Raw genomic sequence first — 15,007 nt, forward strand, 5'->3', positions numbered from 1 at the left:
TGACCTTGCACAACTTCCAGGGCGTGGATGCCCGCGACGAGTGCGGGCATGACGAGGAGGAGCGGGTGGGCTCCAATGGCCTCACGCTTTCGCGCCGCGACGGGACAGCCGTGGCCGAGCGCGGGCATGACGGCAGGAAGGGGGAAGCTCAGTACTCCCCTTCGTCGCCCTCGCCATAGGTGTCGCGGCGGTCGCCGTCGATCAGGATCTCGCGTTTTCCGGCGTGGTTTGCGGGTCCGACGATGCCCTCGTTCTCCATGCGCTCCATGAGCGAGGCGGCGCGGTTGTAGCCGATCTGCAGGCGGCGCTGGATGTAGGAGGTCGAGGCCTTCTTGTCGCGCAGCACGATGGCCACCGCCTGGTCGTAGAGGTCTCCCCCCGGCGCGCCGAACGACGTGTTGTCGAAGACGGCGCCGTCGGCCTCCGGTGCCGCGCCCTCCTCGTCGGCCGTGACGGCGTCGAGATATTGCGGCCGCCCCTGCGCCTTCAGGTGCGCCACCACCTTCTCCACCTCCTCGTCCGACACGAACGGCCCGTGCACGCGCGTGATGCGCCCGCCGCCGGCCATGTACAGCATGTCGCCCTGGCCGAGCAGCTGCTCCGCCCCCTGCTCGCCGAGGATCGTGCGGCTGTCGATCTTCGAGGTCACCTGGAAGGAGATGCGCGTCGGGAAGTTCGCCTTGATGGTGCCGGTGATGACGTCGACCGACGGGCGCTGGGTGGCCAGCACCACGTGGATGCCGGCGGCGCGCGCCATCTGGGCGAGGCGCTGGATGGTGCCCTCGATCTCCTTGCCCGCCACCATCATCAGGTCGGCCATCTCGTCGACGATGACGACGATGTAGGGCAGCGGCGCGAGGTCCATGACCTCGTCCTCGTACACCGCCTCGCCGGTCTCGCGGTCGAAGCCGGTCTGCACTGTGCGCGTGATGACCTCGCCCTTCTGCCGCGCCTCGGCGACACGGGCGTTGAAGCCGTCGATGTTGCGCACGCCGAGCTTCGACATCTTCTTGTAGCGCTCCTCCATCTCGCGCACGGCCCACTTCAAGGCGACGACGGCCTTCTTGGGGTCGGTGACGACGGGGGTGAGGAGGTGCGGGATGCCGTCGTAGATGGACAGTTCCAGCATCTTCGGGTCGACCATGATGAGGCGGCACTCCTCGGGCCGGAGGCGGTAGAGGAGCGACAGGATCATGGTGTTGATGGCGACGGACTTGCCCGAGCCGGTGGTGCCGGCGACGAGCAGGTGCGGCATGCGGGCGAGCTCGGCGATGACCGGCTCGCCGCCGATGGTCTTGCCGAGGCACAGGGCGAGCTTGAGCCGCGTCTGCTCGAAGTCCTGGGAGGCGAGGAGCTCGCGCAGGTAGACGGTCTCGCGCCTGGCGTTGGGCAGCTCGATGCCGATGGCGTTGCGGCCGGGCACGACGGCGACGCGGGCCGAGACGGCGCTCATCGAGCGGGCGATGTCGTCGGCGAGCGAGATGACGCGCGAGGACTTGGTGCCGGGCGCCGGTTCCAGCTCGTAGAGCGTCACGACGGGGCCCGGGTGGGCATTGATGATCTCGCCCTTGACGCCGAAGTCTTCCAGCGTGCTCTCCAGGAGTGCCGCGTTCTGCTCGATGAACTCGGGCGCATCACCCGTGCCGGTCGAGACCGGAGGTTCGGCAAGCAGCGTCATGGGCGGGAGTTCGAAGGCCTCCGCGGCAGGCGGAGGAGCGGGCTGGCGCGCGGGTGCCGGCGCGGGCACCGCCGCTGGCTTCGGTGCCGCGACGGGCGGGCGCGCCACCTCCTGCCTCACCACCCGGTTGTCGTTGCCCGGCGGGACGGCGATGGCATTGGCCTTCGGCGCCTCCGGAGCACGCGGTTCCGGAGCGCGCGGCTCGGGGGCGGGGGCAACCTGGAGGGCCGGCTCTTCGGGAAGGCATTCCTCGACGGCCGGCTCGCGGGCCTGCGTGGGGGCCGCCGTGAAGGCCCGCTCGATCCCCGTGCTGCCGACAAGCCGCAGGTTCACGCTGTAGGCGTGGCTCCACCACGCCTCGACCGTATCAGCGGATACGGCGGTCGGGGCCGCCTGCTCCTCGGACTCTAGCTCGGCCCCGGCCTCATGGGTCTCAGGCTCATGATCTTCGGCCGCATACGCCTGCGGCGCGTAAGCCGCCGGCGGTGAGACAACCTCCTGCTCGACAGCGATCTCCCGGTCGGCCGGTGCCGCCGGAAGCACGGCGGGGCTGCAGCCGAACTCGAAGAAGGCGTGATCGGAAATGGCGATGAAGGGGACGTCCTCGCCTTCCGCAGGTTCGTGGGCTTCGGCGAAAGGCGTTTCGGCCGCAAGCGGCTCCCCGATCAACGCCGCGGCCGCAGGCGCATGGCCGTCCGCGGCCGGTACCTCGGTGGCGACCGGCACACCGGCCGGCCCGTCCTCGCGTGGCGGCACGGTCGGCAGAATGCCTTTCCACACCTGCTGGATGAGGTGGTCCGGCGTGCGGCCGAACTTGACCCGCGTCGTGCCGGCCTTCGGCGCGCCGGGCGCCGGTTCGGCGGCGATCGCCGCTTCCGCCGCGAGGGCCGCTTCCATCTGGCGCAGCTTGTCCGGCGTGCGCGCATAGCGCACGTGGGTCGGCAGCACAATTGTCGCCGGATGTGGCGTCAGCTTGGGCGCCGTCGTCGCCGGTTCCTCCGGCAGGCGGTTGCGCCTCAGCCGGCCTGCGGCCCTGAGCGGGTTGGGCAGGACATCTGCGGCGTCCGTTTCGCTGTTTCGTGAAGTCAGTTCCCGTTTACGCATCGACGCCTGCAGATTCTTCTGGTGACTCTGTCAGGTCGATTCCTACCCGGATCACGGTTAACGGCCGCTAAAACACCGGGTGGCAGGCGCTGCGCCATCGCTTGCAGTGCGGCGCGGGAGCCCGTCAGTATTTGATGACGCCGAACTGGCGGAACAGGGCATGGATGCGGTCGGCGTAGATGTTGAAGCTCGGATAGTCGCCGAGATGCGCCGGGCGCGGGCGTGGCAGCTCCACCTTGATCTCGTCGACGATCCGGCCCGGCGACGGCGACATGACGAGCACCCGGTCGGACAGCCCGATGGCTTCCTCGAGGCTGTGGGTGATGAAGAGCACGGTCTTGCCCGTCTCCATCCACAAGAGTTCGAGGTCGTGGCGGATCTGCGTGCGGGTGATGGCGTCGAGCGCTCCGAAAGGCTCGTCCATCATGAGCACCGAAGGATCGTGGATCAGCGCGCGGGCGATCGACACGCGCTGCCGCATGCCGCCGGAGAGCTGCTTGGGATAGCGGTCCGCGGCATGGGCGATGCCGAGCTTCTCGAACAGCTCCATCGCCCGCGCCCGCGCCGGCTCCATCGGCAGGCCGCGGATCTCGGCCTGCAGCAGCACGTTGTCGAGCGCCGTGCGGAAGTCGAGCAGCAGGTGGTCCTGGAAGACGATGCCGATGTCCGTCAGCGGCCTGTCGAGGGGCACGCCGTTGACGACGATCGCGCCCGTCGACAGGGGCTGCAGCCCGGCTGCGATGAGCATCAGGGTGCTCTTGCCGCAGCCGGAGGGGCCGATGAGGCTGACGAACTCCCCCTTGCCGATGGCGAAGGAGACATCATCAACGGCCGTGAAGCCGCCGAAGGTCTTGACGACGTTCCTCCCCTCGATGGAGGCGGCGTCGGCGGCTTTCGTCCTGTCGGCGATCGGGGCATTCATCGTCTTCACCTGCCGCGGGTCCGGGACCGTCACTCGCAGGCCGGGGCGTCGGCCGGCAGGAGGGCCGTGGTGTAGTAGTCGGTGATCGGCTTGTCCTTGGGCAGGCCGAGATAGGTCGTCAACAGCGTGTAGGTCGTCTCCCAGTTCTTTTCCGGCACCTCGCCGAGGCGCTTGGCGCCGGGGGCGCACATCAGCTTGAAGACGACGTCGAACTGCTTGCCGATCTGCTCCTTCGTCACCGACGGGAACTGCTCGAGCACCGCCGCGGCCGCCTCGTCCGGGTTCTTGCGCGCCGCGGCCCAGCCGGCGAGGCTCGCGGCCACGAACCTCTTGTAGAGGTCGGCATCCTTCTCGATGCGGTCGTCGCGGGCGATGATCGACAGGCCGACGGTGGGCACGCCGACGTCGCGGTAGAAGAGGTCCGTCACCTCGAAGCCGCGGTCGCGCATCTGGATGGACTGGTAGTCGGCCCCGCCGAGGATGGCGTCCACCTTCTTCTCGAGCACGGCGCCGACGAAGGCGCCGGGATCGATGTTGACGATATTGACCTTCGTCTTGTCGATGTTGTTGGCGGCGAGGATGGCCTCGAGCAGCGTTGTCTGCGCCGTGCCGGGCTGGACGGCGAGGGTCTTGCCGATCAGGTCCTGCGGCGTGTTGATGCCCATTTCCTTCAGCGAGATGATGGCGAAGCCGTTGGTCTGCAGGATGGGGGCGACGATCTTCACCGGCGCGCCCTTGGTGCGCAGCTGCATGGCGGCCGGCGCGTCGGCGAAGCCGACGTCGGTCTGCCCCGTCGCCACCTGCTGTGCCGTGGTGCCGGAGCCCTTGCCCTCCTCGATGGTGAGATCGATGCCCGCCTTCTCGTAGAGCCCGAGCTTCTTGGCATACATGAAGCCGGCATTCGGCCCCGCCGCCAGGAAGTTGAGCGTCAGCTTCATCGGGGTGAGCTTCTCCTGCGCCCCGGCCCCGGTTTGCCCCATGCCCAGCGCCAGCGCGGCGGCTGCGGCGATCAGCATTGCCTTCTTCATCCTGTCCTCCCCTTCGATCGGGTCTTGCCGTTCGATCGTGTTGTGTGCCCGCCCGTCTCGTGCGGGCGGTTGGTGTGCGGGCCTCCCGGCCCCGCGTCTCAGCCCTTGCGCTGCCAGGGCATCAGCAGGCCCTCCAGCATCTCGACGGCGTAGCTGAAGAGGATGCCGATGACGCTGAGCGCGACGAGGCAGGCAAAGATGAGCGGCATGTCGAGGAAGCTCGTGCCGCGCAGCAGGAGATAGCCGAGCCCGGCATTGGCGCCGACGAATTCGCCGACGATGGCCCCTGTCGCCGCGAAGACGATCGACACTTTGAGCCCGGAGAAGATGTAGCTCAGCGCCGCCGGCACGCGCACGTAGCGGAAGGTCTGCCAGCCGCTCGCGCCCATGGACTTCGTGAGATAGAGCACCCGCTCGTCGAGGGCGCGGAAGCCGCTCATGCTGGCGACCAGCGTCGGGAAGAAACAGAGCAGGAAGGTGAGCAGCACCTTCGGAAACAACCCGAAGCCGAACCAGACGACGAAGAGCGGCGCGATGGCGATCTTCGGCACCAGCTGGAAGAAGACGATGATCGGATAGACCGCCTTCTCGAGCAGCCGCACCGAGACGATGAGGAAGCCGAGCGGGATCGAGATCACCGTCGCCATCAGGAAGCCGAGGAGGATCTCCTTCGCCGTCACTAGCGTGTGCTCGAAGATGAGCGCATGCGCCTCGACGAGCTTGGCGAGGAAGGCCGACGGCACCGGCAGGATGTATTCCGGGATCTCCAGCACCGGCACTGCCCACTCCCAGAGGAGGAGCAGGACGGCGAAGCTCGCGAGCGGCCAGGCCGCGGCGGCGAGCCAGCCGCGGGCACGCGCCGCAAGGCCGGGACCTTGCGCGGCGGGCAGGGCGGCATGTTGCGTGTCGGCGACCATCATCCGGCCCTCAGCTGATGCGGTGGGATGTTGCGCTCGTCGGCCGGCGCGACGGCGGCCAGCCGGCGCGGCTGGCGCTTGCGCAGCGGCCACAGCTGCGCCATCTCGCGCGCGGCCTCGAAGAGCGCGGCGGCGATCGCCTCGTGCCGGTCCGCGCCGAGGCGCACGAGCGGGCCGGCGACGGAAAGCGTGCCGGCGGCCGGCGCCGTCGGGTCCTCGTCCGCCCGGAAGGCGACCGCGAGGGCCACGGTGCCGGGCTCGCCCTCCTCGACGGCGAGCGCATAGCCGCGCCCCCGTGTCTCGTCGAGATGGCGGCGCAATTCGTCGACGGTTCTCAGGCGCCGCGGGCCGAGCGCCGTTCCGGTCTCGAAGCCGCGGGCGCAGACGATGCGCAGCGCCTCGCTCTCGGGCAAGGTGGCGAGCCAGGCCTTGCCGGTCGCCGTCGTGTGCAGCACGACCTCCTGGCCCATGTCCGGCTCGTAGCGCAGCCCGGCGGTCGCGCCTTGCGCCCGCGCCACCCAGACGAGGCGCTCGCCCTCGACGACGGACAGGCGGCAATATTCGCCTGTGCGCCGCGCCAGCCGGTCGAGCACCACCTGGCCGACATCCGGCAGGCCACGCGCATCGAGATTGCGGAAGGCGAGGATGGAGAGGTGCAGCGTCAGGCCGTAGCCCTGCGTTGCCGGATCCTGCGCGACATAGCCCCGCTCCACGAGGGTGGTCAGCATGCGGTGCGTCGCGCTCTTGGGCATGCCGATGCGCTCCGCGAGCACGCCGAGCTCGATCGGCTCCGGCTCTCCGGCAAGAGCCTCGATGAGGCTGAGGCAGCGATCGACGGCAGCGACGGTCATGCGGGTCCCGGGTCCGTTTCCCTTTGGGTGGAACGATAAACCAATTTGGAATTGCGTTCCAGTTTTGTTGTCTGCTAGCTATAGCGGCAGCCGGCGCGGCAAGTCAATCCGCGGCGCGGCGGGCATGCCGAGCGCTCCATGGCGCGGGGGCGAGCCGACGGGAGGAAGAGACGATGGGCCTTGCTGGACGGGGGGCAGTCGCCATCTGGCACGACATCGCGCCCGAGGGGCGGGAGGAGTTCTATGCCTGGCACGGCATCGAGCACATGCCCGAGCGCGTCGCCATCCCGGGCTTCCTGCGCGGGCGCCGCTACGTCGCCAGCGCGGCCGACCTTGAATTCTTCAACCTCTACGAGGCGCGCGACCACGCGACCGTGACCGGCCCGGACTACGCGGCCCGCCTCAACGCGCCGACGCCGTGGACGCTGAAGGCGGTGAAGCACTTCCGCTCGGTCGCCCGCTCCATCTGCCGCGTTGCCGTCAGCCTCGGCCGCGGCGAGGGCGGCCTCGCGGCCACCGTCCGCTATGACGTGGAGGATGCATCGGCCGAGGCCCATCTCGCCTCGATGCGCGACCGGCTCCTGCCGGGCCTTGCCGCACAGCCGGGTATCGCCGGTGTGCACCTGCTCGTCGCCGATGCCGAGGCGAGCGCCGTCGAGAATGCCGAGCGCAAGGCGCGCGCCGAGCCCAACCGCATCCCGCGCTGGATCGTGGTGGTCGAGGGCTGGGGCGACGAGGCGCCCTTCGCCGCCTTCTGCCAGGACCAGCTGACTCTTAATCAGCTGCTCGCGCCTGGCGTGGTCGGGACGCCGCAACTCGGGCTCTACCGGCTGCAGGCGGTGTGCCAGCGTCCGCTCGCGGGAGAGGGCGCATGATCCGTTACGACCTTGCCGGCCGCACGGCCATCGTCACCGGCGGGGCCGGCGGCATCGGCCGGGCCGTCGCCTCGGCCCTCATCGCCTCGGGCGCGCGCGTCAGCCTGTGGGATCGCGACGCGGCGGCGCTCGCAGCGGCCGCGGCGGAGCTCGGCGGCAAGCCGGATCGCCGCGTGGTCGACATCACCGATGCCGGGGCGGTGGACGAGGCGGCGCGGCAGTGCCACGCGCAGTGGGGCCGCATCGACATCCTCGTCAACAACGCCGGCATACTCGGCGAGGTGAAGCCGGTGTGGGAGACGGACCCAGACGATTTCCGCCGCGTCCTGGAGGTCAACCTCGTCGGGGCCTATCTCGTGATGCGTGCGGTGGTCGCGCTGATGCGCGGCCAGGCCGCGCGGCCGATGCGCGGCCATGTGGTCAATGTCGCCTCCATCCAGGGCAAGGAGGGCATGCCGCGCGCCGGCGCCTACAGCGCCTCCAAGGCGGGGCTCATCGCCTTGACGAAGAGCGTCGCCAAGGAGACGGCCGAGGAAGCGATCAGCGTCACCTGCATCACGCCCGCCGCCGCCGAGACCAGCATGGCGAAGGAGCTGACGAGCGAACGGCGGGCCGAGATCCTCGCCCGCATTCCGATGCACCGCTTCGTCGCCGTCGAGGAGATCGCCCGGCTGGTGCTGTGGCTGTCATCCGACGATTGCTCCTTCTCCACCGGCGGCGTCTTCGACATCTCCGGCGGCCGCGCCACCTATTGAGGACGCCGATGCCGCCGGAGATCCCACGCCTCGCCACCTTTGCCGAGGCGCTTCTCGATGCCCGCCGGCGCGCCGTGCCCGCCGCCTGCGTGGCACAAGACCTGCCGCGCGATGCGGCCGAGGGCTATGCCGTGCAGGCGCTCGTCGCCCACCGTCAGGGTGCGGAGATTGCCGGCTGGAAGGTGGCCCTCGCGGATGGCACGCCCGTGGCTGCGCCGTTGCTCGGCCCGCTCCTCCCGCCGGGCCACCGCCTGACCGGCGGCAGTGGTCCCGATGCCATCGAGGTCGAGATCGCCTTCCGGCTCTGTCGTGACCTGCCGCCCCGGGCCGGAGGGTATGTGCGCGACGAGGTCATCTCGGCGGTGGGTGGTGTGCTCATCGGCATCGAGATCGTTGCGAGCCGCCTCGCCGAGGGGGCGACCGCGCCGTTTCCGGCCTTCCTGGCCGACAATCTCGGCAACGGCGGCTTCGTGGCGGGCGAGCCCGTGCCGCTCGCATCGCTCGACGGGCTACCGGACCTGCACTGCCGTGTGTCGCGCGACGGTACCGTCATCCACGACGCGACCGGTGGTCATCCGGCGAGGGATCCCCTTGCGCCGCTGCTCGCCTGGGCGAACGCCCAGTGCGACGCACTGGGCGGGCTGCGTGCAGGCCAGATCGTCACCACCGGCAGCCTTGTTGGCCTTCTCCACTGCGCGCGCCCCTACGCCCTCGAAGCGAGCATCGAACGCCTCGGCCGCCTCGTTCTGACGGCCTGACACGAGGCGTCGGGTCGTTTCTACACCGTTACGCACAAGTATCCGCTTTTCTCCCAAAAAATGACGTGCGCGTGTAGCATAGTTCAGCGGCTACGCATGCGCGTTGACGTTGTGTAGTGCCTTTGCACTGCTCGCGCGGGAGGAGAGGGGATTGCCATGGCTGAACAAGAGCCGCAGGCCGGAAACGGTCGCGCATCGACATTCAACATCAATCCACCCGTGTTTTTCGGCGCCGCCGCCATCATTCTCGCCTTCGTCGTGCTCGGTGCCGCGGCGCCGACAGCCGCCGAAGCCTTCTTCAAGCTCCTGCAGAGCGCGGTGCTCGGCACCTTCGGCTGGTTCTACATCCTGTCCGTGGCCATCTTCCTCGCCTGCATCCTCATCCTGGGCTTCAGCCGGTACGGCATGCTCAAGCTGGGGCCCGACGAGGCCGAGCCGGATTTCCCCTATCTGACCTGGGTCTCCATGCTCTTTGCGGCGGGCATGGGCATCGGCCTCATGTTCTTCGCCGTCGGCGAGCCGATGATGCACTTCTCGGCGCCGCCGGAGGCCGAGCCGCGCACCATTGCCGCCCAGCGCGAGGCGATGCTCATCACCTTCTTCCACTGGGGCATCCACGCCTGGGCCATCTATGCCGTCGTCGGGCTGTCGCTGGCCTATTTCAGCTACCGCTACAACCTGCCGCTGACCCTGCGCTCGGGCCTCTATCCCCTGCTCAAGGAGCGCATCACGGGACCCATCGGCCATATCGTCGACATCTTCGCCATCACCGGCACGGTGTTCGGCATCGCGACGTCGCTCGGCTTCGGCGTGCTGCAGATCAACGCCGGGCTCGGCTATCTCGTCGGCCTGCCGGTGAACGAGACGGTGCAGGTGGTGCTCATCGTCTGCATCACCGCCGTCGCCACGCTGTCGGTCGTCACCGGGCTCGACAGGGGCGTGCGCCGGCTGAGCGAGCTCAACCTCACGCTCGCCGTCCTCCTGATGTTCTTCGTGCTCTTCATCGGGCCCACGGCCCAGCTGATGCGCGATTTCGTGCAGAACATCGGGCTCTATCTCGACCGCTTCCTGCTCAAGACCTTCAACATCTACGCCTATGAGCCGCGGCCGTGGATCGACGCCTGGACGCTGTTCTACTGGGCCTGGTGGATCTCCTGGTCGCCCTTCGTCGGCATGTTCATCGCCCGCATCTCGCGCGGGCGCACGGTGCGCGAGTTCGTCACCGCCGTCCTCTTCGTGCCGGTGGGCTTCACCTTCCTGTGGCTCACGGTCTTCGGCAATTCGGCCATGATCATCGACACCACGGTGGCCAACGGCGCGCTGGCCGATGCGGTTGCCGCGGACGTCTCGGTGGCCCTGTTCCGGTTCCTCGACTATCTGCCGCTCAGCGTGGTGACGTCGACCATCGCGGTGGCGCTGGTGTCGGTCTTCTTCGTCACCTCCTCGGATTCGGGCTCGCTTGTCGTCGACACGATCGCCGCCGGCGGCGCGACCGACACGCCCGCCATCCAGCGTGTCTTCTGGTGCGCCATGGAGGGCATCGTCGCCATCGTCCTCCTTCTGGCGGGCGGCCTTTCGGCGTTGCAGACGGCGACCATCGCCAGCGCGCTGCCCTTCTCCGTCATCATGCTCATCCTCTGCTGGGGCCTGTTCCGCGGCATGAACGCGGATCTCGCGCGGCGGGCCGCATACCAGCGTCCGGCGGCCTCCTATCCTGCGGCGGGCCTCTCGTGGCAGAAGCGGCTCGGCCTTCTCCTCAACGTGCCGGGCCGCGCGGAGGTCGCCACTTTCGTCGAGACGGTCGCGGTGCCGGCCTTCGAGGCCGTGGCCGAGGAGATGCGCGGGCGCGACCTCGAGGCGCGGGTCGAGCGCGACGGGGAGGGTTGCGTGAGCCTTGTCGTGCCGGCCGAGGACGTGCGCGACTTCGTCTACGGGGTGAGCCGGATGTCGCAGCGCCTTCCCGTCTTTTCAGCCCTCGACGCGGCGCAGGCGGACGAGCGCCACGAGGCCCGCACTTTCTTCAGTGACGGCAGCCGCGGCTATGACATCATGGGCATGACGCGGGAGCAGGTCATCATCGACGTGCTCGCCCAGTTCGAGCGCTACCAGCGCCAGGTGCAGTCGCAGAAGGCCGCGCTCTACGCCGGGGCGCCCGAACATACGATCGAGCAGCGGGGCGCCGGCTAACCGCCTTGCCCCCGGGCCGGCGCGGTGCGACAACCCCGCAGCGCCAGCCCCGGAGCCAGCGAGAGGACCATGAGCGGACGCATCGACGCCCACCATCACTTTTGGAATCCGCAGGAAGCGGACTATCCCTGGATGGCGCCGGACGCGCTCGCCCCCATCCGCCGGCCGTTCGGTCCGCAGGACATGGCCCCGCTCATCGCCGCCGCCGGCATCACGCGGACGGTCCTCGTCCAGACGCGCTCCGACATGGAGGAGACGCGCAGGTTCCTCGCCCAGGCGCAGGACAACGCCTTCATCGCCGGCGTCGTCGGCTGGGTCGACCTGACGGGGCCGGACGTCGCGGGCGCCGTCGGGCAGCTGCGCCGGGCTCCGGGCGGCGCCTTTCTCAAGGGCATCCGCCACCAGGCGCACGACGAGGACGACGCGGACTGGCTCGCCCGGCCGGATGTGATCGCGGGCATCGCCGCGGTCGGCCACGAGGGTCTCGCCTATGACCTTCTGGTGCGCGAGCGCGAACTGCCCGCCGCGCTCCGCTGCGTGGACGCCAACCCGAACGTGCGCTTCGTGCTCGACCACATGGCCAAGCCGCGCATCGCCGAGGGCGCGATGGAGCCCTGGAGCGCGCTGATGGCCGAACTGGCGGCGCGCCCCAACGTCTGGTGCAAGGTCTCCGGCCTCGTGACGGAGGCGGATTGGGACCGCTGGACGCCGCAGGACCTGGCGCCCTATGTCGCGCGCGCCATCGCCCTCTTCGGCTCCGAGCGCCTCATCTTCGGCTCCGACTGGCCGGTCTGCCTGCTCGCCGCCGATTACGCGCGCGTGGTGCTCACCGCCGAGGAGCTGCTCGCGCCGCTCGGCGAGTACGGACGGTCGCGGGTCTTCGGCGGCAATGCCGCGCAGGTCTACCAGCTGGCGGGATGAGACGGGCGGGGAGCCGTCCCTGCTGCCGTCAGTCCTCCTCGCGGAAGAGGGTGGTGAGGGGATATTCCGTGCGCACGAAGGGCGACTTCAGCACGATGTAGCTGAAGTAGTTGGCGATGCCGACGTTGCGCTCGATGATCCGGTCCATCACCTCCTGGTAGTGCAGCACGCCGCGGGTGATGAACCGGACGAGATAGTCGTAGCCGCCGCTGACGAGGTGACATTCCATCACCTCGTCGACCGTGCGGATGAAGGATTCGAAGCGCACGAAATCCTCCCGCCGGTGGTCGTGCAGCGTCATCTCCGTGAAGACCATGACCGTCTGGCCGAGCTTGGCGAGATTGATCGTGGCGCCGTAGGCGGCGATGTAGCGTGCCGCCTCGAGCCGCTTCACCCGCTGCAGGCACGGGCTCGGCGACAGCCCGACCGCCTCGGCCAGCGCGACATTGGTCATGCGTCCGTTCTTCTGCAGCTCAACGAGGATGTTGAGGTCGATGCGGTCGAGCTTCGGGGCGCCGGTCATCGGCTCGTGGTCTCCGGGAAAAGCGCGGGGCTCAGCCGCGCAGGGCGTCCTGATGGGCCTTTGCCATCTCGGCCATGCTGGCGAAATGGAAATCGTAGCGGGCGTCGCCGTCCGGCGGCATCGTCGCGCCCCAGCCGCCCTCGTTGCGCCGCCGGTCGATCCAGGCCGAGGCGAGGCCGACGGTCTTGGCCGGCACATGGTCGTGGAAGAGGCTCTGGGCCGTGTGCAGGATGTCCGCCTTGCCGTAGCCGAGGCCGGCGAGCTGTTCCAGCATATAGGCGAAGTTGCGCGGGTTCGGCTTGTAGGAGCCGATGTCCTCAGCCGTATAGACGGCGTCGAAGGTGACGCCGAGCTTCTCGTTGCTGCGCGCGAAGCTGGCGTGATCGACGTTGGAGAGGATGACGAGCTTGTAGAACTTCTGCAGGTACTGGAGGGCCGAGGCCGAATCCGGGAAGGCCGGCCAGTCGCCGACGGAAAGGCCGAACCGCCGGTCATCCTCGGCGCTCGCAGCGATGCCCCATTCGTCCGCGATCCGCCGATGCACGCGGGTGAGAAGGTCGGAATAGAGCATGTCGGGCGTCTCGGCCTGCTGGCTGCTCTCGTGCCGCGCGAAGGTCTCCAGCACCTCGTCGCGTGCGCGGGCGCGCCCGCCCTTCTCGACGAGTGGCTGCAGCGCCGTGTGGATGCCGCTCTCCCAGTCGATCAGCGTGCCGTAGCAGTCGAAGGTCAGCACCTTGAAGTCGGTCAGTTTCATGGGGCACTCCGCTTTCTGCCCGCCGGTGCGAGCTCCGGTTGACGATTGACGAAGGTTAGAGGCGTGGGCCGGCGCATGCCCTCCGCGGCTATGCCACCTCTCCGGCAGGATGTGCTGAAGCTCGGCCCGAATTGGCATCAACTGCTGCGTGGTCCATTGCCCGCTCACGCCGCATCGCGGCTGGCCGGGGACATGGCGCTTCGCGCGCAGTCGGCGAGGCGCACGAGCGCGGCGGGCATATGGGCGTCGCGCCGCCGCACCAGCACGGTCACGGCGCGGGCGCTGCCGGCGGGCAGGGCGTGCGTCGCAATCCGCCCCGCGGCGCGGGCCGGCTCCACCACGGCGCGGGGCAGCAGGCTGATGCCGACCCCGGCCGCGACGCAGCCGATGATGCCGTCGAGCGTGCCGAACTCGAGATGGCGGACCTCGACGACGCCGGCCGTGGCGATGAGCGCCTCGAAGCGCCGTCGATAGCTGCAGCCGGTGCGAAAGACGATGAGCTTTGCCTGTTCGGCCGCTGGCGTGGCGTCGGGAGAGGGCGACAGCCAGCGGGGCGGGCCCTGCCAGGGGGCGGTGACGAGGACGAGTTCCTCCTCCACCATCGGCTCCGCCACGAGCGCCGCATGGGCCGCCGGCCCGACGACGAAGGCGGCGGCGAGGTCGCCGTCGAGCACCTTGCCGATCAGGGCCTCGCTGGTCCCGGTCTCCACATGCAGGTCGACCCGCGGGCAGGCGCGGGCGAAGGCGGCAAGGACGGACGGGAGGCGCAGCGCCGCCGTGGTCTCCAGCGAGCCGATGCGCAGCGCGCCGGAAGGGTCGGCGCCGTCGTCGCGCACCGCCTCGCGCGCTTCCGCGAGCAGCTGGCCGACGCGCAGGGCATAGGGCATGAGGCGCTCTCCGGCCGGTGTCAGGCGCACGCCGCGGCTGTGCCGCGTAAACAGCGCCTCGCCGATCTCCGCCTCGAGGGCGCGGATGCGGGCCGTGACGTTGGACTGGACCGTGTTGAGCGCCGCCGCGGCGCGCCCGATGCCGCCATGCCGGGCCGCGGCGAGGAAGAAGGCGAGATCGCTGCTGTTCATGACGGTTGACCCAAGGCATCTCTTCGCAAGATGCCTTGCAGTTCAATCCATCACGCGGGAGGCGTCAATCGCGCTCAGGCTTCGCCGCTGGTGCGCGCCAGGGCCAGGCGGTCGCGCCGGCGCACGCGCACGATCACCTCGACGTCGCGCAGCTCGAAATGCGCGGGCACGTTCGGCACCACCCGCACGTCGAGCTCGCCGGGCGGGATGTCGACCAGCACCTGCTCGTCCTCGATGAAGTAATGGTGATGATCGGTGACGTTGGTGTCGAAATAGCTCTTGGTGCCGTCCAGGGCGAGCTGCTTGAGGAGCCCCGCTTCCGTGAACTGGTGCAGCGTGTTGTAGACCGTGGCGAGCGACACGGCCGCCTTGGCGCGGGTCGCCTCCTCGTAGAGCATCTCGGCGGAGACGTGGCGGTGGCCCTTGGCGAAGAGCAGCCAGCCGAGCATCAGGCGCTGGCGCGTGGGCCGCAGGCCGACCTTGCGCAGGCGCTCGCGCATGTCGTGGAAGGCGCAGCCCGCCATGGGCGAACGCGGGGCGCGGTCGAGCATGGCGCGCAGGTTGATGTCGCCGGCCGCGCCGCGATCACCGAACATCCGCTGCTGATCCGCCATGACGCTACCTCCGATGCAATTCCGGAAACACTCAATTTCGC

The 15,007-nt window shown here is 69.4% G+C and carries 14 protein-coding genes; 5 read left to right on the top strand and 9 right to left on the bottom strand.

Translation table 11 applies throughout. From position 1 onward, the window contains the following. Positions 1-148 precede the first annotated feature (148 nt). The 5 genes from AL346_RS11850 to AL346_RS11870 form a co-directional block, all read right to left on the bottom strand. Positions 149-2,782, bottom strand: a complete 2,634-nt coding sequence (locus AL346_RS11850; RefSeq protein ID WP_082312503.1) for a DNA translocase FtsK — start codon at positions 2,780-2,782, stop codon at positions 149-151. A gap of 124 nt (positions 2,783-2,906) precedes the next feature. Then, positions 2,907-3,704 carry an ABC transporter ATP-binding protein gene (locus AL346_RS11855; protein WP_019400073.1) on the bottom strand — a complete coding sequence of 266 codons (798 nt, stop codon included), beginning with the start codon at positions 3,702-3,704 and terminating at the stop codon, positions 2,907-2,909. Between the two features lie 29 nt (positions 3,705-3,733). Then, the gene (locus AL346_RS11860) at positions 3,734-4,732 is read right to left on the bottom strand and encodes an ABC transporter substrate-binding protein (protein ID WP_019400074.1); all 999 of its coding nucleotides are present in this window, start codon (positions 4,730-4,732) and stop codon (positions 3,734-3,736) included. A 98-nt stretch (positions 4,733-4,830) separates the two neighbouring features. After that, on the bottom strand, positions 4,831-5,652 hold the full coding sequence (locus AL346_RS11865) for an ABC transporter permease (RefSeq protein ID WP_019400075.1): 822 nt from the start codon (positions 5,650-5,652) through the stop codon (positions 4,831-4,833). Next, positions 5,649-6,500, bottom strand: a complete 852-nt coding sequence (locus tag AL346_RS11870; protein WP_019400076.1) for an IclR family transcriptional regulator — start codon at positions 6,498-6,500, stop codon at positions 5,649-5,651. Before AL346_RS11870 ends, AL346_RS11865 begins: the two co-directional genes overlap by 4 nt. Positions 6,501-6,673: 173 nt before the next feature. Between AL346_RS11870 and AL346_RS11875 the strand changes: the two genes are divergently transcribed. The 5 genes from AL346_RS11875 to AL346_RS11895 all read left to right on the top strand — a co-directional run bounded on the left by AL346_RS11875 (position 6,674) and on the right by AL346_RS11895 (position 11,996). Next, on the top strand, positions 6,674-7,375 hold the full coding sequence (locus AL346_RS11875) for a hypothetical protein (RefSeq protein WP_019400077.1): 702 nt from the start codon (positions 6,674-6,676) through the stop codon (positions 7,373-7,375). After that, the gene (locus tag AL346_RS11880) at positions 7,372-8,130 is read left to right on the top strand and encodes an SDR family NAD(P)-dependent oxidoreductase (protein WP_019400078.1); all 759 of its coding nucleotides are present in this window, start codon (positions 7,372-7,374) and stop codon (positions 8,128-8,130) included. Before AL346_RS11875 ends, AL346_RS11880 begins: the two co-directional genes overlap by 4 nt. 8 nt (positions 8,131-8,138) lie before the next feature. Next, positions 8,139-8,888 carry a fumarylacetoacetate hydrolase family protein gene (locus AL346_RS11885; RefSeq protein WP_053193692.1) on the top strand — a complete coding sequence of 250 codons (750 nt, stop codon included), beginning with the start codon at positions 8,139-8,141 and terminating at the stop codon, positions 8,886-8,888. A gap of 156 nt (positions 8,889-9,044) precedes the next feature. Next, positions 9,045-11,075, top strand: a complete 2,031-nt coding sequence (locus AL346_RS11890) for a BCCT family transporter (RefSeq protein WP_053193695.1) — start codon at positions 9,045-9,047, stop codon at positions 11,073-11,075. A 69-nt stretch (positions 11,076-11,144) separates the two neighbouring features. Continuing rightward, a complete protein-coding gene (locus AL346_RS11895) occupies positions 11,145-11,996 on the top strand; it encodes an amidohydrolase (protein WP_019401752.1) in 852 nt (283 codons plus the stop codon). 28 nt (positions 11,997-12,024) lie between these two features. Here the strand turns inward: AL346_RS11895 and AL346_RS11900 are convergent, their stop codons facing one another. The 4 genes from AL346_RS11900 to irrA form a co-directional block, all read right to left on the bottom strand. Next, entirely contained in the window at positions 12,025-12,519 is a 495-nt protein-coding gene (locus AL346_RS11900) for an Lrp/AsnC family transcriptional regulator (protein WP_019401751.1), read from the bottom strand. 31 nt (positions 12,520-12,550) lie between these two features. Next, complete coding sequence (locus AL346_RS11905; RefSeq protein WP_019401750.1) at positions 12,551-13,273, bottom strand: haloacid dehalogenase type II; 723 nt, start codon at positions 13,271-13,273, stop codon at positions 12,551-12,553. Positions 13,274-13,437: 164 nt separating this feature from the next. Next, positions 13,438-14,352 (bottom strand): LysR family transcriptional regulator, encoded by a 915-nt coding sequence (locus AL346_RS11910; protein WP_019401749.1) that lies wholly within the window; start codon positions 14,350-14,352, stop codon positions 13,438-13,440. Positions 14,353-14,426: 74 nt separating this feature from the next. Further along, complete coding sequence (gene irrA / locus AL346_RS11915; RefSeq protein WP_156332862.1) at positions 14,427-14,903, bottom strand: iron response transcriptional regulator IrrA; 477 nt, start codon at positions 14,901-14,903, stop codon at positions 14,427-14,429. Positions 14,904-15,007: the final 104 nt, after the last annotated feature.

The organism is Chelatococcus sp. CO-6, assembly GCF_001271345.1.
Lineage (GTDB): Bacteria > Pseudomonadota > Alphaproteobacteria > Rhizobiales > Beijerinckiaceae > Chelatococcus_A > Chelatococcus_A caeni.